We start from the raw sequence: 16,414 nt of genomic DNA, 5'->3' as shown, positions 1-16,414 counted from the left end.
CCATCACCTTACTCGCGACTCAGACACATGATCGTGTGTGAGCAACGCATCCCAGGTGATATACCTAGGAAAAGTGGTATCAACATGGCCAATCACACTAAACAGCAAAAGGTTGGGTTTCAAAACCTGAAATTCTGGTGCGTCATTTTACTGCCCCACTATAGTCATTATTAGCAATATCAGAGTAAGATTACATCTTAGGCATTTCATAAAGATTCGTACCATTGCTAACGTAAATGTAAATCTAAATTAATCATTCTTCCGTACTACCTTAGCAAAAGCCGCCTCAATATCAGGATATTTTGATGACCATCTCAGAATTGTGCTCTCCAGATTATCCGCTTTTAATTCTAACTCGTGCGTGTCAATGAAAATTTGCAACTTACCTGAAATAGCTTCTGCAGCTTTTGTTTTGAATCTCCACCCTTCAGATGGACATTCTGCCATTAACAAGCGGATAAGCTCCTCTCTTACGGGCTGGAAGTAGGCTGCTCTCCCCTCTCCTACTTTTTTACCATTATCTATTTTAGCTTGTTTGGCAACCTCCTGTGCCTGCAGCCACTCATCACGTTCTCTTGCCCCTTTCCAATATCCGGCATATATTGATGCCTGAATCATAAATCGCAAACTACTCAAGTATTCCCCTGTTGAATAAATGTATATTCCCCAATGGTAGAGAAAAAAAGAAGCATACAGATACGGGTTGTAATCCCCTTTAAATAGAGCGGAAAAATTAGCCTCAGACTCAACGAAATCCCATTCATTTACGACTTCACCTAATTTTAACTCTCCCCGGGCAAGCACCCTAACTTTTCTGACCGCCGCTTTTTCCAGTTTATTGCGCAAATGTTGATAGCCACCGCTGCTTTTATCATCACTGCACTGGAAAAGAAGTCTCTCCGCCTCATGTTTCGCCATAGTAAAAAATGCATCTATTCCCATATTATTCATATAGTTACCGTTAAATTTTGTCGCTGTTTTTTTTTACTTTACTTGGCGTATGTTTTTTCTGTTTTTCACTGTGTAATCTTCCCCACATCCACACTGAACTAACAGGATACAACGGATATGACAACGCAAACTGTAAAAATACTTCGTATTCGCGAGGTGGTTAACAAACTGGGGATTGCCCGTTCGACCATTTACGACTGGATAAACCCGAAGTCACCGCGCTACGATGCCACATTCCCTAAACAACGTCGCCTGGGCATGCAATCTGTCGGCTGGCTTGAGTCTGAACTGGATGAGTGGTTGCTGAAACGCAATCTGGCATCATCAACTACTATTGCCGCACATCCATAAATACAGCGTTATCTGCTGTCCGCTTAGCAATAACAAGTGGTAAATAAGAGCACTAATAATAAATTAATTATTAAATCACTAGTGTATTTCAGCTTCATTTGAGATATGCACATCTTAATTACTAACAATAGATTAAGATAAATACTACCTATTATGATCATGATTAGTGAGCAGCTCTTTATTCATCATAAAACAAGATTACCTGTGATAAGAGTCTTATTATGGCTATTTGTAAAAGAAATAACTGTACTCTCTCAATTGGTGAATTACCTGATGAGCGTAACCTGCGCTTATGCCCAAAACATTATCAGGGTAAGCTATCTAATGCAGCTAAAAGAGCCCAAAGGTGGGGTCTGACGTGTCAGTACCCGCCCTGTGGTATTAGTCTGTCTGGTACTCGCAATCGACGGTATTGCTGTATTGAACATCGTAATAAAGACAGAAGGCTCATAGATGACGATGCCATTGTCAGTCTGGTAAAACATTCTTACTGGATCAACGTGGAGTCCAAGCTAAAGAATAATCCCCTCGGGTTGGGGAGTATCACCAGCCCTGATGACATTGTTGCTCTCATCCGGTTGTACCAGCGCAAAGCAGGCCATCAGAAAGCTTACAATACTCTAAATGGGCAAAGGGTTACTGATTCACAGGGGCGGGCTTTAAAACGCCTGATACCCTGGCTGGAGTTGGAGTTATGTCACATATACCCTAATTCCAAAGGGGGAGCTAATACAGTGGATAACATCATTATTGCCCCTGCGTTGATTAACAGGATGATGAAGGACACTATTCCCGTGAGCAAAACTCCAGGAACATTCAGCGGCATAAAAGCGGCAGGCTCTCCCCTGCCTATAAAATCGACGTTATTAAAGGCGCTCACGATGCAATATGGTCAGGATGAAATACAGGAAGCGCTAGCCTCTGTCAAACATGTGACCTTTGCGGATCTGAGTGTACCACGCAGGCTGTTTGGTACGGACATTTATGCTCGTCCACCATTACTGAAACTTTTAAAAGAGGAGACAATGCGCCTGGGACTCTGGCGTTTGAGGGAGTCCATTAATTCTATTGAAAGCAGTCACTGGCTGTCTGCTGGTCCTGCAAATGAGTTATTTGCTGTCGCTGCTTTTCATGCCATTTTAAATGGGGATGCAGATAACTTACTTGAGGTATTTTCCAGTCTGCACGAAGACGTAATGGAACGGGCAAGGAATAAAGAAGCATTAAACTATGATTATTATCAAAACATTCTGGAACGGTATGTATCCCGTTATTTCCAAATAGGCCTGCACAATCAGGAAGCATGCATTTTATTTTACAACACATTTTTCACAGTGCCGCCACTGGACAAACATGGGGTTTTAATCATGCCTCATCACTTCTAATGCTAAGTTGCGTACTAGCATCTAGCACCTTACCAAGGACAGCTAAAGTCAGCTAAATCCGGCTTTCTTTCAACTGAAAAATGGACAAAACCGACCTATTGTTAACGCAAAGAGGTCAGATTTAACATATTCGAGAGGTGGCATCATCATGCGCTTTGCCACCTTTCCTATTCCGTTCCAAACGGGCACCTGCCTGAAGCCTTACTCAGCAAGATCTCTCTTTTATATTTCAACCACTCCTCCACAAATAAACTATAGTACTAAAATTAAAATTGGCGTTAGCCATCAAAGTGGAAGACATGGATTACCAAACACCACGAAACAACACACAGCAAAAGAACTAAATGGAAGTTCATTAATATTTGAGAAATATATAATTACCATGAAGCAGTACAAAAAAGAAAAAAACCAAATTCACTAGCCATTATCATTGTATTGATAATACTCAGATACGATAAAAATCATTATGGCTGTTTGGCTCCTCCCCTATATTTCCAGACACACCCTGTCCGTATATATTTCTATAAAGCATATATTAACCATTTTCGATGACACATCCGTGCAACAGCCCCTTTTACAGTGTGACCTCACATCACACTGACTGAGGACGGATAATGGCTGTCTACCGTAATGACCCTGATTTGAATCTGCTGGGCCAGTGCAGCAATGAAGAACTGCAATTGCTGGTTTCCATCCTGACCACCGACCCACGCGACGGTGACACTCGCTGGACAGAGAGTCTTACCGGAACCCCGGAGTTTCATCTGCTGGCACCAGACCATCGCCGCTACTGGCAACTGATAGCCGCTGAGCTTCAGCGTTACGGCGCGAATACCCTAGCGAGTCTGGTCCGGCTGGGGCAAGGCGTGGCCTATAGGGAAATTCTCGTTGATGTCTGTGACAAGCTTGATGTGAATTACAACCAGAAAAGTACTACCGAAACTATTGAGCTTGCTCTGCTGATGAAGGTACTGGAAAAGAGCCTGGATCAGATGGCACCGGAAGAGCTGGCTGCTTTTTCCCGCAATATGCATCTGGATCTGACAAACCCCACGCCGCAACTCATTCTTATCGCCGTTCAGTCTGCCATCCGGACTTCCTCACTGGCTGCGCTCGAGCTGGCAACGATGTTGTCTGCCAGTGTCATCACCTCCCTGGGCGGTATTGCCACCAGGGGAACTGTTGTGGTCGCTTCACGTGCTCTTTCCGTTCTGGCTGGTCCTCTTGCCATCGCACTGAGTTCAGCGTGGATGATTTCCGGTATCACTGGTCCGGCTTATCGGGTCACGATACCCGCCTGCATCATTGTGTCCTGGCTGAGGCAGCAGCACCTTTCCCGCTAACAACTTTTTTACTTTAACCTTCAGCCCCGACAGGCTGCTATTTGCGCAGGAAGCATCCCTCATGTCTGAACAGGAACAACGCTATGACCGCCTGGCAAGCCGTCTCGCCATACTGGTCAGCCGCCTCTTTATGGGAGAAACGCTCAGTGTCAGGCAACTTGCTCAGGAGTTTGGCGTCTCTGAGCGTACCGTTCAGCGTGACCTGCGTGAACGACTGCGTTATATCGACACGGAATATATCGACGGTCACGTCAGTCTCCGGGATGCTCGGGGCCCCTTTCGTACCAACAGCGACATTATCCGTTTTGCCCAGATAACCAGGGTGGCACATTACTTTCCGGCACTTGACCCTAAGTTGTTGTCTGTCCTGCTCGACAACGGTCAGGACTCCCCCTGCATTATCTGGAATGCGCCACCCCGTCAGGCTCCGGCGTTGTTTGGCGGTTTTCAGGTCATTATCCAGGCCATCATCAGCAATCGCCGCATTCATTTTCTGCACCACGGACACCATCAGTCCGCCGTTGCCCCTTACCGGCTTATCTGTCTGGAAGGCGAGTGGTACCTGACGGCAGTAACTGGCGAGCGGATTCAGGTATTTACCCTTTCAGCTATCACCGATGTGGTCATGACCATCGGGGGCTTCACCAGAAGCAGTCATATCCGGCGGATTTTTGAAGACCCGCGATTTATTCAGGCCCTGCCGCATTTTCAGTACATCAGCAGGCTCATCCGGGAATGAACCCGCATGTTCATTCGTCAGCACCGCAGTTTTACTAACAGAAGGAGTTCATCTTGAAAAATGTATCACTCAGCATCCTGGTACTGGCTGGCAGTCTGCTGCCGGTTATGGCGCAGGCATCTGGTAGTCAGGATACCTGGACCCGGGGTTGGGGACAGGGAGTATCAGAGTTTGTCATCAAAGGGAAAGGTCAGTCACAACTGTCTCTGAGCTGTGAGGATTATGGTTCGCAACCGGCCACGGTCATATTTACTGACGCCAGCGGACATCAGGTCAGTATGGATGAAGATAAAAGCCTTCAGGTCAGTATCGACGGTGGAGCACTTATCGATATCAGCGAATCTGGCAGTCGCGTGGGCGGTAATAACCTGGCGCTGGCCTGGGCTCAGTTACGTAATGGCAAACAGGTCTCAGTAACCGGAGATGGTGTTAAGGATGCCACATTTACGCTGGCCGGGGCGGCCAAGGTATTGCCGGTATTCGGGACCCACGGCTGCGTGGGTAAAGATGCACTCTAGCCTGCATCTGAATTTAACGCCTGTTGATTACGTTATTTTTAAAAGGAACAGATTATGAAATTTAAACACATACTGGTACCCGCACTGCTTGTACTGTCAGCCCGGGTGCTGGCAGAGCCAACGCCGCCCATCAAAGTGGAGACCAGTAACCAGGTCCACCCTGCCGGAACACGCTACGTCACTGTTGTAGTCACCTCCCTGGATGACAGTATCAACGTTGAAAACATAGACGTGAACCGGGGTAACTGTCGTATTGATAACCAGAAGTACCTGTCTTCAAAAAATAAGGAAACCATTCTGCCTGCCACCCTGCACTACGGGCAGTCCGTCAGAGTGAGTTTTTATAATAACTGCGTGGCTTCTGAAGTCGTCGTCACCACGGATAAGGGGGGATGGCGTTACACCTACCACTGAGCCACCTTCCTGTATCAGCTTCCTCAAATAAATCTTCACTCCACCAGAGGGCTGCCACCTGGCAGTCCGGAGCAAACCCTATGACCTTTCTGAAAATGCTGGTGACGGCCCTGAGCCAGGCTCTGACCTGGTGCGGCGGGCATCAGGCCCGGCAGTATATTGAAATTCACCTGCGTCAGGCAGGCTACGATGAGAGCAGTATTGATACAGCCCGGGAAGCGGTCACGTTACTGGTCACTGCACTTATCACCGCCCTGATGGCGCAGATACTGAAGATTCTGGATACGCTGTAGTCCCGCCCGCCCTGTCCGTCCCATTGAGAACATCATATCTGCCCCTGCCTACTCACGGAGCAGGGGCTTTTGCTTTTATGCCATCAGAGTAATCAGATGAGGAATCAACCATGCGATTAGCCAGCCGTTTTGGTCGGGTGAACCAGGTTCGCCGTGACCGTCCCTTAACCCGCGAAGAACTGATGCAGCATGTCCCCAGCGTCTTCGGGGAAGACAAGCACGACTCCAGAAGCGAAAAGTACACCTACATACCCACAATCACCCTGCTGGAGAACCTTAAACGCGAAGGGTTCCAGCCATTCTTTGCCTGTCAGTCACGAGTGCGCGACCAGAGCCGACGGGAACATACAAAGCATATGCTGCGCCTGCGTCGTGCCGGTCAGATAAACGGCCAGCAGGTGCCGGAAATCATCATTCTGAATTCTCACGATGGCGCATCGAGTTTTCAGTTGCTGCCGGGGATATTCCGGAGTGTCTGCACCAATTCGCTCGTCTGCGGACAGTCGTTTGGCGAGATCCGCGTGCCACACAGGGGCGATGTTATCGGGAAGGTGATTGAGGGGGCCTATGAGGTTCTCAGCGTCTTTGACCGGGTGGAAGAGAAACGTGACGCCATGCAGGCCCTGCAACTCCCGTCACCCGCACAACATCCACTGGCTACAGCGGCGCTGACATACCGTTTTGGGGAAGAGTTCCAGCCAGTGACTGAATCGCAAATCCTTGCACCCCGCCGCTGGCAGGACGAGAGCGATGACCTGTGGACCACTTACCAGCGCATTCAGGAAAACCTGCTGAAAGGCGGGCTAAGTGGCCGTACCGCGCAGGGTAAACGTACCCACACCCGCGCAGTAAACGGGATTGATGGCGACGTTAAGTTAAACCGCGCGCTCTGGGTGATGGCGGAGAACATGCTGAATCTGTTGGGCAGGTAATCACACGTGCCCCACCACCGAAATCAATCCCCGGCCCGAGACCTCCATTCGACATCTCCATGCATAAGGAAAATTAACATGACCGACATTATTAATATTAACGATGACAATCAGCGACCTCTGCAGGCTGGCGAAGATGGCTCTGAACCGGCACTGACAGCCACGCCCGTACCGGACGAACAACGAGTGGAATTCTGGCCGCAGCACTTTGGCAACATCCCGCAGTGGATAACCCTTGAACCGCAGATCTTTGCGTGGATGGACCGGTTCTGCGCTGACTACAGCGGTGGTATCTGGAATTTTTATACTCTCAGCAACGGTGGGGCCTTCATGGTTCCGGAAACGGACAACGATGCCTTCTGGTCGCTGTTCAACGCCATGAATGGCAACGCCGCAGACATGAGCGCGGAAGCTGCAGGGATTGCAGTCTGTCTTGTCGCTTACAGTCATCACGCATGCCGCACGGAATGCGACACCATGACGGAACATTACTGGCGTCTGCGTGACTATGCGCTGAACCACGCAGAATGCAGCGCCATCATGCGCATTATCGACTGAGTGTCCCGCCATGCCGTATGAACTGTCTCGCCTTAATGTCCTGTGGGATGCACTTGGGAAAACAACGGTAAGGGATGAGGACGGAGAGGTTGTGACCGACGAACCCTTCCTGCATTTCCCGGCAGGTACCCCTCTCTTCCATATATGGGCATGGTTCGAATCCCTGCACGACGGGTTCGTCGTTGCTGTGAAACTGTACAACACATCCCCTCCCGACGCGTCAACCGACAGGAAAAGCAAATGAATACCACCACGTGTCCTCCCGGCAGCGGGGAAATATCTCCCACTACACAGCGCACCATCAGACGTGCACTGACCTTACTGGAACGCCAGTTACGCGAGCCCGGCGTTGCATTTACCTCCAGCCAGGCGGTCCGCGACTGGCTTCGTCTGCAGCTCGCCACGCTGGAGCGCGAAGTCTTCATGGCGCTCTTCCTCGATAACCAGCATCGTCTTATTGCTCATGAAACGCTCTTTACCGGCACCATCAACCATACACAGGTACATCCCCGTGAAGTGATAAAGGCAGCACTGAAGCACAATGCGGCTGCCATCGTGCTTTCACACAATCATCCGTCAGGTTATGCGGAACCCGGCCATGCTGACCGACTGCTCACTGACCATCTGAAGCAGACACTTAAACTCGTGGATATCTGCCTGCTGGACCACCTGGTCGTGGGTGGCATGGATATTGTCTCGTTTGCCGAACGTGGCTGGCTTTAGGGAGGGAATAACGATGAAAATCATCAGCAAACGTCAGGCAATGGCGATATACCGCCAGCATTCTGAGTCCCGGCTGTTTCGCTTCTGTACCGGGAAATATAAATGGTCCGGCAGTATCTGCCATTACCACGGCAGGGAAGTGCAGGATATCCGGGGTGTGCTGGCCGTGTTTGCTGAACGCCGACAGGACCGCAACGGTCCGTATGTGATCCTGCGTAGCGTCACCCTGAACTGACTCACCGTTAAGGAGTACTTACATGAAGAAAGCAACCCGTGTAATCAACCATAACATCGCGGAACCCTGGTGGGGCCTCAGACGCAACATCACGCCGTGTTTGGGTGCCCGGCTGGTACAGGAGGGTAACTGCCTGCATTACCTTGCTGACCGCGCCAGCATTGCCGGGACATTTAATGACGCAGATTTACGCCATCTGGACCAGGCATTTCCGGTACTGATGAAGCAGATGGAGCTTATGCTGACCAGCAACGAACTCACGCCCCACATTCAGCGCTGCATCACGCTCCACGCAAAAGGGCTGATATGTGAGGCCGATACGCTCGGCTCCTGTGGCTATCTGTACATCGTAATTTATCCGACATCTGCAACAACCGCATAAACCCCGGACGCTTTTCCTTCGTCAAACCAGCCAACAAAGAGCGCAAACCATGCAAATACAATCCATGCCCCCTCAAAGGGCGGCATCGTCACGTCTGTCATCAGTCGAAATCTGGCAAAAATTACTAGAGTATCTGCTGGAGCAACACTACGGCCTTACCCTCAACGACACACCGTTTGGCAACGACAGTGTGATCCAGAAACACATTGATGCGGGAATCTCACTGTGTGACGCGGTGAATTTTATCGTGGAAAAGTACGACCTGGTGCGTACTGACCGTCACGGCTTCAGCGTGAAAGAGCAGTCTCCGTTTATCGGCAGCATCGATATGCTCCGCGCCCGAAAGGCTACCGGGCTGATGACACTCAATGGCTATCAAACCGTTACTGACATCACCAGTGGCAGATCCAGCGGAGGGAAATAATGACGTTAGCCCTGATCGTTGACGCCGACACCGTCAGCGATCAGCCCCTCAGGCACCAGCACAACGACTGGTGCTTTTATCAGATCTCTATCAGTTGATACAGATGTTCGCTCAGACAGCGGGTATGGCGGTAACACCTTAGCGGAGATATCTGTCTGCAGTAGAAGAGAGTGCGGCAGGACGCCACCAGAACATCAGGGGCCGTATCGTCTGTCAGGCGAGAGCTTAATTCCGGGGCGTTCAGTAAAATGAAACATTTCTCCGGGAGCATACCATCGGTATTCCCTTTCGGAAAATAACCGCCCAGATACAGTAACACGGCCAGCAGGCGAAACTGCCGGGTGAGTACCGCTTCGGTGTCCCGGTAATGTGCGGCTATCCACAGGCATTCCCGCAGCATAAAACGTCGGGTCCGTCGGGTGAGGTCACCGCCTTTGTCATACCAGCGTTCGACGATATCCCTGGCAGAGCGAATGGAGTCATCACCCGTTGTCGCAGTTTGCCACGACCGTGCCAGAAGCGTTGCGATATCCATCGATTAACGCCGCACCTGCGAAACGGCTGCGGGAGTATTGCGGACACCAGGCAGATAAATTTTGCGAACCAGTTTCAGGAGGAAAAAGACATCGCTCAGGTTGCTCACGCCGGGTACCAGATGGCGAAAGGCTATCCGCGCACGAAAACGCGCCCGGACCGCCTGCCGGTCATTCACCCTGCGCCGGTACAGGCCCAGAAAGTGACGGCTTTCCACCAGCGCATGCCTGACCAGTGCTCGTCTGACTGCCCGGTACTGTGTCTGTGTACTGAGTGCCAGAATATCTGCAATCACGTCGCTATAGCTGAACGCGCGGATATCGTAATAATCCGGGCGGTGGGTAATTGACGCCGGGTTATTCACCCACAGGTAATCCTGCCTGTCGGAGAAATAAAACCGGCCATCTGCGGCGGCAAGCTGTATCGTCCAGAGAATGTCCTTGTGGCTTTTCCCTTCCTGGAATCGCAGGTCATGCTCGCGGATATACGCTGAACGGATTATCTGCAGCCACAGGTAATGCGGCCACTCCCTCTGCCTGACGCAATGGCGTATCCACTGCTGACCCGTCAGCGTCTGACCGTAAGGCTGTCTGCGGTGAACGGGATGCCGCAGATGTCCGGCGCTGTCTGTATGCCGGGCATTGAAAAGGACGACATCGGCCTGTGCTTCGCGGGCTGTGCGCAGCCGTTCCTGCAGAAAATCTGCCGCAACCCGGTCATCCGCATCCAGGAACACCACCCATTCGCCACGGTGAATCGCCAGTGCAGCATTACGGGCAGCATACACACCCTGATTTTCCTGACGAATGAGAATAAGCCGCTCATCTGTAATGGCCCTGAGTACCGTCCATGTTGCGTCGGAGGAGCCATCATCCACAACAATGATTTCAGTACTGAGCGCTGTTTCGCCAAGCAGTGTATGGACCAGAACCCCGATGCTGTCAGCCGCATTGAAGGCGGGAATAATGACGCTGATATCGATGTTGATTTTCATTGAACAAAGGGAATGTAAGCAGAGGGAAACTTCAGAGCTGTCACCCCATCAGGGGCAATAACCTGCCGGGTAAGAAACATTATCAGGAAGAGCGTTCCGGTGATTTTCGTGCTGATGTGGACACCACTCGTTTTTCTCTGATTTCCTGGTTAACCACCATCAGACAGTCATCGCAGAATTCTTTATTCAGCCCGAAAATCCGGTCCAGAACGCCTCTTTTCTTGTTACATCGGGCACATCTTTTCATTCCAACACCTGCTGTTGCATTCCGATGCCATGCTTGCAGGACAAAAGAAAGTCGCCCGCCAGAAGACAGGAAATAAATTAATAAACAATACGTTAAATGATTTTTTGGGAATTTATCACAGGTACTACCGGGCCGGATAATTCATTTTGCAGATCAATTTTTACCAATCGATCGGTTTAATCGATCATCTTTTTCACTCTACGTTATACGCCATACGTGTTCCTGCACACCTTATGGGCGCGACAGTTTGTTGATCCAGAAAGGAAGCTATGAGCGAAAAGCGGAAGTTAGACTCAATATACTTCTAGTCCCATTCATTATTTATGGGCACTTTATGCCCAGCACCAGAGCAGACAGAAGGTTGAAGATATGTAGTAGAAAATATAGGTTAAATGGTTACGTGGCATTGCGTCTGGGGTCTACGAATATTACTAACTTTAGGGGTAGATTCATCGCACTATTGTATGTCTGAATACTAGCAATGAGCCGGCTTCGTTTTGCGAAAGTTTGACATACCCGGCAACTATCTTGCGCCAACATAAAATACTGGATATAACTTTATTACTCATTTTTGCGATCGCCACTATTTACCTTAGGTAGCCACTCTATGTAGGCGTAAGGGATAACCGTGTCTTTAAAGGATATGATTTTAATGGCAAATAAAAAAAAACTGAGCAATCCTTTTTCTACAGGTGGTGGCGGTGTTCATTTTGAAGCGCATGTCCAGGCGTCTTTTGTCGCACTAATGTTAACTGGCGGTAATGCGCCATGCCTTCCTTGTTGGCCAATTGTTGAAATCAAACTCCAAGGTAAAATTGATGGTTTTGACACCGACGACCTTATAGTTGTTGTTGAAAATGTCACCGACAATGAAAAGCGGAAACTTCTGGGGCAAATAAAGCATTCCATGTCATTTACGCAAGGTAATGCGATATTTGGGGAAGTGATACAGGCTGCCTGGAATGATTTCAATAATCCTGACGTGTTCACCAAGAAAAAGGATGTTATTGCACTAATTACTGGTCCGCTCAGTTCGACCGATACACACAATGTTCAATGGTTACTGAACCAGGCGAGACATACAAAAAATGTTGATGAATTTTTGATAAACGTGCGACAGGCCAAGTTCAGCCCAGCTAAAAGTACCGAGAAACTGGAGGTCATCCAGTATCATCTGAAGGCGGCAAATAGTGGGAGCGATTTAACAAACGATGAGCTTTATGACTTTTTGAACCATTTCCATTTACTAGGGTACGACTTGGGTAATGAAACTGGCGTCGTCCTTTCTCTGCTGCATTCCCACATAGCACAGTTCCATCGACAGTATCCTCAATGGGTCTGGTCGCGGATAGTCGATATCGTACAAACCTGGAACAAAGATGCTGGCACTATCACCCCAAGTAAGTTTCCAGAAGATATTTTAGAAGTTTTCAAACCAAGGGTTATCGCTGAGATTCCTGAGAAGTTAAAGGTAGTACAACAGATTGTCAAAACCGACTGGACTCACCATCCAGATGCCACCTATTTATCCCTTGCGGTGTTGATCGGGAGATGGAATGAAAAAAATGAATGTGACCGAAATGTACTAGCCCAATTACTTGGTATCAGTTATGACGAATGGCTAAGGAAGGCACGAGAGATTTTACATAGCCCAGACAGCCCTTTGTCTCTCAAAAACGGCGTCTGGAAAGTAACTAATCGAACGGAGCTATGGAGTCTTTTGGGGTCCCGTGTTCTTGATCAGAATCTAGAATTGTTTAAATCTCTCGCAATTTCTGTACTTAAAGAACCGGACCCCGCTTTCGAATTATCTGCGGGGGAGCGTTACGCCGCTAGTATATATGGCAAGGTGCTGAATTTTTCACCCGTGCTGCGACAAGGCATAGCAGAAGGATTAGCCATAATCGGAAGCCAACCAGAGGCTTGCGTTAACTGTTCTCAAGGGAATGCCGAAGCTATCATTAACGTCGCAATACACACGGTGTTAACTGATGCAAACTGGGTTTTATGGGGTAGCCTGAATGGTTTACTACCAACTCTGGCTGAAGCCGCCCCCGCAAAATTTCTTGATGCAGTTGAGAAGGCAATGAATCATACGCCCTGTGCATTTGATGAGTTATTTTCTCAGGAAGGAAATGGCATCACTGGTGGCAATTATCTGACTGGACTGCTATGGGCCTTGGAAGGACTAGCCTGGGATGAGCAATACTTGGTACGTGTATGTGTTGTACTGGCTGAACTTGCCAGCCACGACCCAGGGGGTAAGTGGGCTAATCGGCCATCTAATTCGCTTGCCACTATATTGTTACCGTGGTTGCCGCAAACACTGGCATCCATAGAAAAGCGACAAGCTGCAGTCAAAGTCATTTTTAATGAATGGCCTAATATTGCTTGGAATTTGCTCGTTCAGCTTCTCCCCGGTCACAATCAAACATCTTCTGGGTCACACAAACCTTCTTGGCGCCGAATCATACCCGATGACTGGGAAAAAGGCGTGACTGATCAGGATTACTGGCTGCAGACAACTTTTTATGCGGAGCTCGCCGTCGCGAGCGTCGGAGAAGATACCGAGCGACTTACCTTACTGATTGATCATTTTGATAGCTTACCTTCTCCTGCTTTCGAACAGCTTCTTGAGGTTCTCTCCTCTAAAACAATTACTGAACTTCATGAAGAAAAACGAGTTTTGATATGGGAGCATCTTAATCGATTCTCAAACAAACATCGGCGATTCTCTGATGCCAATTGGGCTTTGCCTGATGAGTTGCTAACGCGTATAGAAAACGTTGCCGAAAAACTGGCTCCTGCCAATCCATTCAACTTATATCAGCACCTTTTTTCAAATCGGGATTTTGATCTCTACGAAGGAAATGATGATTGGGAAGTACAGAGAAAGAAACTTGAAGCAAGACGCGAATCAGCAATTTCGGAAATTCTTCAGCAAGATGGTGCAGAAGGCGTTATGCGGTTTTCTGAACACGTTTCCGCAACCCATCAGATAGGAAGCGTACTCGGCACTATCGACGATGATGTGTTCGAAACTATTCTTTTGCCCGATTTCCTGAATGCAACAGACAATAGGCGCAAGGCATTGGTGAGTGCTTTTATTTGGAAACGTTTATATCTCAAAGGTTGGGAGTGGTGCGACAATCTCGATAAATCTAACTGGGCACCAGGACAGCTGGGTCAGTTCTTGGCCTATCTGCCTTTTAACAAGGAAACATGGGCCCGAGTCGCTCAATACCTTCAAGATTCCGAGAGCGAATATTGGACCCGTACCGATGCAAACCCTTACCAGAATGAAGGCAAGCTTACTAATGCCATCGATAAACTGATTGAACATGGCAGACCACATGCGGCAATCAACTGCCTGTACAGGATGCATCAAGAGAACCAGCCAATCGATACTGATCAGTGTGTCCGTGCTTTACTTGCAGCCCTTTCATCTAATGAATCTAGCTCCAATATGGATGGTTATAATATAACGGCCCTTATCCAATTTCTTCAGACTGAACCTAAAGTGGATCAGGATGATCTATTTAAGGTCGAGTGGGCATACCTTCCATTGCTCGATGGTCATCAAGGCGCTGCGCCCAAGCTCCTTGAAAACAGGATGGCTAGTGATCCTGAATTTTTCTGCGAAGTAATCCGACTTATTTACCGTTCTGATAAAGAAGAGCAGACGGCAAGTGAACCCACAGAGGAATTAAAAGCCATCGCAAGCAATGCTTGGAGGCTTTTGTATAACTGGGAGACACCACCAGGAAGCCAACCTAATGGAACGTTTAGTGGAGAACATTTTAATGGATGGCTTCAGAAAGTTAAGGAGGTAGCTACAGAATCAGGTCACTTGGACGTTGCACTCAGCAAAGTTGGTGAAGTTTTGGTTTCTACTCCCTCAGATCCAGACGGTTTGTGGATAAATCGCGAAGTCGCAACTGCTCTGAATGATCGTGATGCGGAAAGGATGCGCGAAGGCTATAGAATAGCAACTTACAATTCACGTGGTGCACATTGGGTTGACCCAACTGGAAAACCTGAGAGAGAACTGGCGGACCAGTTCCGGGCAAAAGCTGAGGAAGTGGAAAACGCTGGCTTTCAGCGATTCGCCGGTACATTAAGAGTTTTAGTGGATGGCTATGACCGCGAAGCTGAACGGATAATTAGTGATCAAAAAGTTCGAGATAGTGACTAGCCTAAATACCTAAATGAGACAAAACTGGCTGTCAATTTATGTTCTTTTCACAGGCAGCCAAGTTTGAAATTGTTCACTGACCTACACCTCTTTGCGGAGCACATACAACTCCCAGCGATGTCCGCCCCGGTACACAAGAGACATTCAGAGCAGGTATGGATGAGGACATAGCCAGTCTCCATTGGACTGGTCATCAATTACTGTCCAGTAATTCCGCTTTTTCAAGTCAGTACCAGTTACGTTACTGCATTAATCTATGATAATTAAAACAGTCTCAGTCGGGAAACATCGGATATTGCGCACTGTACTTGTAGCTATTTTCTTGTGGCTCAACGCACCAGTAGGGTTGCCCGCCAATAGTGGCTGGGCCTCGGGTCTCAACGATATGTTGCACTTCAATTAGGTTATCGGCGAGCCTTTCAAGAAAATACTGGTCTGGTTTTTCCAGTTTTTTTAACTCTTGCCCGGTGTTATGCAATAGATTTGCAGCTACACTTCGAATGGCATGCAAATCCAATTCAGCGGCCTCCATTCGGTCAGCATATTGCTGTAATTCTTTTCGCGTTTTGATCAATTTTCCGCGCTGATCTAAAGCGATAAATGTGACCACCACAATGATAAAGATATTAAAAACAGTCATTGGTAAGTTCATCGTCTCTATCTTGCTTGTTTATACTGAATGCTAGTTGTTTCCAAGGATATCACCTGTCCGGCGACTGCCTGCCGTTCGGAGAACTTCTGGCCAATCAGCTTGGTAACGTCAATCCCCATCATTTGGCCCCTTCAGTCATTATGTCCAATTCATTTAACAATCAAGACATCTGGAAGTGTTCAATTTGTCAAAGTATACTCTTACTTCCTATTAACATGCCTTAAAGTAAGAAAAATGAGCAAAATCACTTATACTTGCAGCAAGTGCAAGGCCGCTGGCGAAGTCGATTCAAATGATTACGAAACCCAAGAAGAAAAATTTGAAGAAGGAATGGGCACGAAAACCGAGTATTGGACAGAAATCGAAACTCAATGTGATAAAGACGCATGTGGCAATTCGATTACTATAACGCTCAATGAAACTGAATACCCTGAAGGTAATTTTGAAGAAACAACAGTGAGCTCATCATCTGGAGCAGATAATATTGTCATTCACTGATTGACGCTTTTCAATGAAAGCCGCAAATGCGGCTTTTTTCTGATCT

20 protein-coding genes are annotated in these 16,414 nt (G+C 48.2%); 16 read left to right on the top strand and 4 right to left on the bottom strand.

What is annotated here, in order from left to right:
- Window positions 1–249: 249 nt before the first annotated feature.
- Window positions 250–951 (bottom strand): hypothetical protein, encoded by a 702-nt coding sequence (locus BM427_RS22895; RefSeq protein WP_090126368.1) that lies wholly within the window; start codon window positions 949–951, stop codon window positions 250–252.
- Window positions 952–1,068: 117 nt separating this feature from the next.
- On the opposite strand from BM427_RS22895, the gene BM427_RS22890 reads away from it, so the two are divergent.
- The 14 genes from BM427_RS22890 (at window position 1,069) to BM427_RS22825 (ending at window position 9,248) form a co-directional block, all read left to right on the top strand.
- Window positions 1,069–1,302 (top strand): helix-turn-helix transcriptional regulator, encoded by a 234-nt coding sequence (locus tag BM427_RS22890; RefSeq protein ID WP_090126365.1) that lies wholly within the window; start codon window positions 1,069–1,071, stop codon window positions 1,300–1,302.
- A 221-nt stretch (window positions 1,303–1,523) separates the two neighbouring features.
- Window positions 1,524–2,687 (top strand): hypothetical protein, encoded by a 1,164-nt coding sequence (locus BM427_RS22885; RefSeq protein WP_244316557.1) that lies wholly within the window; start codon window positions 1,524–1,526, stop codon window positions 2,685–2,687.
- 148 nt (window positions 2,688–2,835) lie between these two features.
- Complete coding sequence (locus BM427_RS25575; protein WP_139234454.1) at window positions 2,836–3,108, top strand: hypothetical protein; 273 nt, start codon at window positions 2,836–2,838, stop codon at window positions 3,106–3,108.
- A gap of 193 nt (window positions 3,109–3,301) precedes the next feature.
- Window positions 3,302–4,030, top strand: coding sequence for a DUF3944 domain-containing protein (locus tag BM427_RS22880; protein ID WP_090126362.1), 729 nt, complete (start codon window positions 3,302–3,304; stop codon window positions 4,028–4,030).
- 61 nt (window positions 4,031–4,091) lie between these two features.
- Window positions 4,092–4,769, top strand: coding sequence for a helix-turn-helix transcriptional regulator (locus tag BM427_RS22875; protein ID WP_038418587.1), 678 nt, complete (start codon window positions 4,092–4,094; stop codon window positions 4,767–4,769).
- 107 nt (window positions 4,770–4,876) lie between these two features.
- Window positions 4,877–5,287 (top strand): YfjT/YkfB family phage-associated protein, encoded by a 411-nt coding sequence (locus BM427_RS22870; protein WP_090126529.1) that lies wholly within the window; start codon window positions 4,877–4,879, stop codon window positions 5,285–5,287.
- 54 nt (window positions 5,288–5,341) lie between these two features.
- The gene (locus BM427_RS22865; RefSeq protein WP_090126359.1) at window positions 5,342–5,701 is read left to right on the top strand and encodes a hypothetical protein; all 360 of its coding nucleotides are present in this window, start codon (window positions 5,342–5,344) and stop codon (window positions 5,699–5,701) included.
- Between the two features lie 80 nt (window positions 5,702–5,781).
- Window positions 5,782–5,994 (top strand): hypothetical protein, encoded by a 213-nt coding sequence (locus tag BM427_RS22860; RefSeq protein ID WP_090126356.1) that lies wholly within the window; start codon window positions 5,782–5,784, stop codon window positions 5,992–5,994.
- A 110-nt stretch (window positions 5,995–6,104) separates the two neighbouring features.
- Window positions 6,105–6,926: a DUF932 domain-containing protein gene (locus tag BM427_RS22855; protein ID WP_090126353.1), complete on the top strand. Its 822-nt coding sequence runs from the start codon at window positions 6,105–6,107 to the stop codon at window positions 6,924–6,926.
- 78 nt (window positions 6,927–7,004) lie between these two features.
- On the top strand, window positions 7,005–7,484 hold the full coding sequence (locus BM427_RS22850) for an antirestriction protein (protein WP_090126350.1): 480 nt from the start codon (window positions 7,005–7,007) through the stop codon (window positions 7,482–7,484).
- A 240-nt stretch (window positions 7,485–7,724) separates the two neighbouring features.
- On the top strand, window positions 7,725–8,207 hold the full coding sequence (gene radC / locus BM427_RS22840) for a RadC family protein (protein ID WP_090126344.1): 483 nt from the start codon (window positions 7,725–7,727) through the stop codon (window positions 8,205–8,207).
- Between the two features lie 13 nt (window positions 8,208–8,220).
- Entirely contained in the window at window positions 8,221–8,442 is a 222-nt protein-coding gene (locus BM427_RS22835) for a DUF987 domain-containing protein (RefSeq protein WP_004114632.1), read from the top strand.
- Between the two features lie 22 nt (window positions 8,443–8,464).
- Complete coding sequence (locus tag BM427_RS22830) at window positions 8,465–8,824, top strand: type IV toxin-antitoxin system YeeU family antitoxin (protein ID WP_090126341.1); 360 nt, start codon at window positions 8,465–8,467, stop codon at window positions 8,822–8,824.
- A 49-nt stretch (window positions 8,825–8,873) separates the two neighbouring features.
- A complete protein-coding gene (locus BM427_RS22825; RefSeq protein ID WP_090126338.1) occupies window positions 8,874–9,248 on the top strand; it encodes a TA system toxin CbtA family protein in 375 nt (124 codons plus the stop codon).
- 79 nt (window positions 9,249–9,327) lie between these two features.
- Here the strand turns inward: BM427_RS22825 and BM427_RS22820 are convergent, their stop codons facing one another.
- Together BM427_RS22820 and BM427_RS22815 are read right to left on the bottom strand one after the other, a co-directional pair.
- The gene (locus BM427_RS22820) at window positions 9,328–9,783 is read right to left on the bottom strand and encodes a hypothetical protein (protein WP_244316556.1); all 456 of its coding nucleotides are present in this window, start codon (window positions 9,781–9,783) and stop codon (window positions 9,328–9,330) included.
- 3 nt (window positions 9,784–9,786) lie between these two features.
- On the bottom strand, window positions 9,787–10,776 hold the full coding sequence (locus BM427_RS22815) for a glycosyltransferase (RefSeq protein ID WP_090126335.1): 990 nt from the start codon (window positions 10,774–10,776) through the stop codon (window positions 9,787–9,789).
- An 875-nt stretch (window positions 10,777–11,651) separates the two neighbouring features.
- Between BM427_RS22815 and BM427_RS22805 the strand changes: the two genes are divergently transcribed.
- The gene (locus tag BM427_RS22805; RefSeq protein ID WP_254779592.1) at window positions 11,652–15,218 is read left to right on the top strand and encodes a hypothetical protein; all 3,567 of its coding nucleotides are present in this window, start codon (window positions 11,652–11,654) and stop codon (window positions 15,216–15,218) included.
- A 274-nt stretch (window positions 15,219–15,492) separates the two neighbouring features.
- On the opposite strand, the gene BM427_RS22800 is transcribed toward BM427_RS22805, so the two are convergent.
- Window positions 15,493–15,870 carry a hypothetical protein gene (locus BM427_RS22800; RefSeq protein ID WP_139234453.1) on the bottom strand — a complete coding sequence of 126 codons (378 nt, stop codon included), beginning with the start codon at window positions 15,868–15,870 and terminating at the stop codon, window positions 15,493–15,495.
- Between the two features lie 234 nt (window positions 15,871–16,104).
- On the opposite strand from BM427_RS22800, the gene BM427_RS22795 reads away from it, so the two are divergent.
- Window positions 16,105–16,368 carry a hypothetical protein gene (locus BM427_RS22795; RefSeq protein ID WP_090126324.1) on the top strand — a complete coding sequence of 88 codons (264 nt, stop codon included), beginning with the start codon at window positions 16,105–16,107 and terminating at the stop codon, window positions 16,366–16,368.
- The last annotated feature ends 46 nt before the right edge of the window (window positions 16,369–16,414 follow it).

Source organism: Kosakonia arachidis, from assembly GCF_900116535.1.
Lineage (GTDB): Bacteria > Pseudomonadota > Gammaproteobacteria > Enterobacterales > Enterobacteriaceae > Kosakonia > Kosakonia arachidis.
Note: the sequence above shows the minus strand (reverse complement) of the source record. Positions and strands in the feature narration are given on the sequence as shown.

What these genes read in the sequence shown, in the direction of transcription:
- BM427_RS22895 (WP_090126368.1), bottom strand. Translation starts at nt 951, where the DNA reads ATGAATAATATGGGAATAGATGCATTTTTTACTATGGCGAAACATGAG.
- BM427_RS22890 (WP_090126365.1), top strand. Translation starts at nt 1,069, where the DNA reads ATGACAACGCAAACTGTAAAAATACTTCGTATTCGCGAGGTGGTTAAC.
- BM427_RS22885 (WP_244316557.1), top strand. Translation starts at nt 1,524, where the DNA reads ATGGCTATTTGTAAAAGAAATAACTGTACTCTCTCAATTGGTGAATTA.
- BM427_RS25575 (WP_139234454.1), top strand. Translation starts at nt 2,836, where the DNA reads ATGCGCTTTGCCACCTTTCCTATTCCGTTCCAAACGGGCACCTGCCTG.
- BM427_RS22880 (WP_090126362.1), top strand. Translation starts at nt 3,302, where the DNA reads ATGGCTGTCTACCGTAATGACCCTGATTTGAATCTGCTGGGCCAGTGC.
- BM427_RS22875 (WP_038418587.1), top strand. Translation starts at nt 4,092, where the DNA reads ATGTCTGAACAGGAACAACGCTATGACCGCCTGGCAAGCCGTCTCGCC.
- BM427_RS22870 (WP_090126529.1), top strand. Translation starts at nt 4,877, where the DNA reads ATGGCGCAGGCATCTGGTAGTCAGGATACCTGGACCCGGGGTTGGGGA.
- BM427_RS22865 (WP_090126359.1), top strand. Translation starts at nt 5,342, where the DNA reads ATGAAATTTAAACACATACTGGTACCCGCACTGCTTGTACTGTCAGCC.
- BM427_RS22860 (WP_090126356.1), top strand. Translation starts at nt 5,782, where the DNA reads ATGACCTTTCTGAAAATGCTGGTGACGGCCCTGAGCCAGGCTCTGACC.
- BM427_RS22855 (WP_090126353.1), top strand. Translation starts at nt 6,105, where the DNA reads ATGCGATTAGCCAGCCGTTTTGGTCGGGTGAACCAGGTTCGCCGTGAC.
- BM427_RS22850 (WP_090126350.1), top strand. Translation starts at nt 7,005, where the DNA reads ATGACCGACATTATTAATATTAACGATGACAATCAGCGACCTCTGCAG.
- radC (WP_090126344.1), top strand. Translation starts at nt 7,725, where the DNA reads ATGAATACCACCACGTGTCCTCCCGGCAGCGGGGAAATATCTCCCACT.
- BM427_RS22835 (WP_004114632.1), top strand. Translation starts at nt 8,221, where the DNA reads ATGAAAATCATCAGCAAACGTCAGGCAATGGCGATATACCGCCAGCAT.
- BM427_RS22830 (WP_090126341.1), top strand. Translation starts at nt 8,465, where the DNA reads ATGAAGAAAGCAACCCGTGTAATCAACCATAACATCGCGGAACCCTGG.
- BM427_RS22825 (WP_090126338.1), top strand. Translation starts at nt 8,874, where the DNA reads ATGCAAATACAATCCATGCCCCCTCAAAGGGCGGCATCGTCACGTCTG.
- BM427_RS22820 (WP_244316556.1), bottom strand. Translation starts at nt 9,783, where the DNA reads ATGGATATCGCAACGCTTCTGGCACGGTCGTGGCAAACTGCGACAACG.
- BM427_RS22815 (WP_090126335.1), bottom strand. Translation starts at nt 10,776, where the DNA reads ATGAAAATCAACATCGATATCAGCGTCATTATTCCCGCCTTCAATGCG.
- BM427_RS22800 (WP_139234453.1), bottom strand. Translation starts at nt 15,870, where the DNA reads ATGAACTTACCAATGACTGTTTTTAATATCTTTATCATTGTGGTGGTC.
- BM427_RS22795 (WP_090126324.1), top strand. Translation starts at nt 16,105, where the DNA reads ATGAGCAAAATCACTTATACTTGCAGCAAGTGCAAGGCCGCTGGCGAA.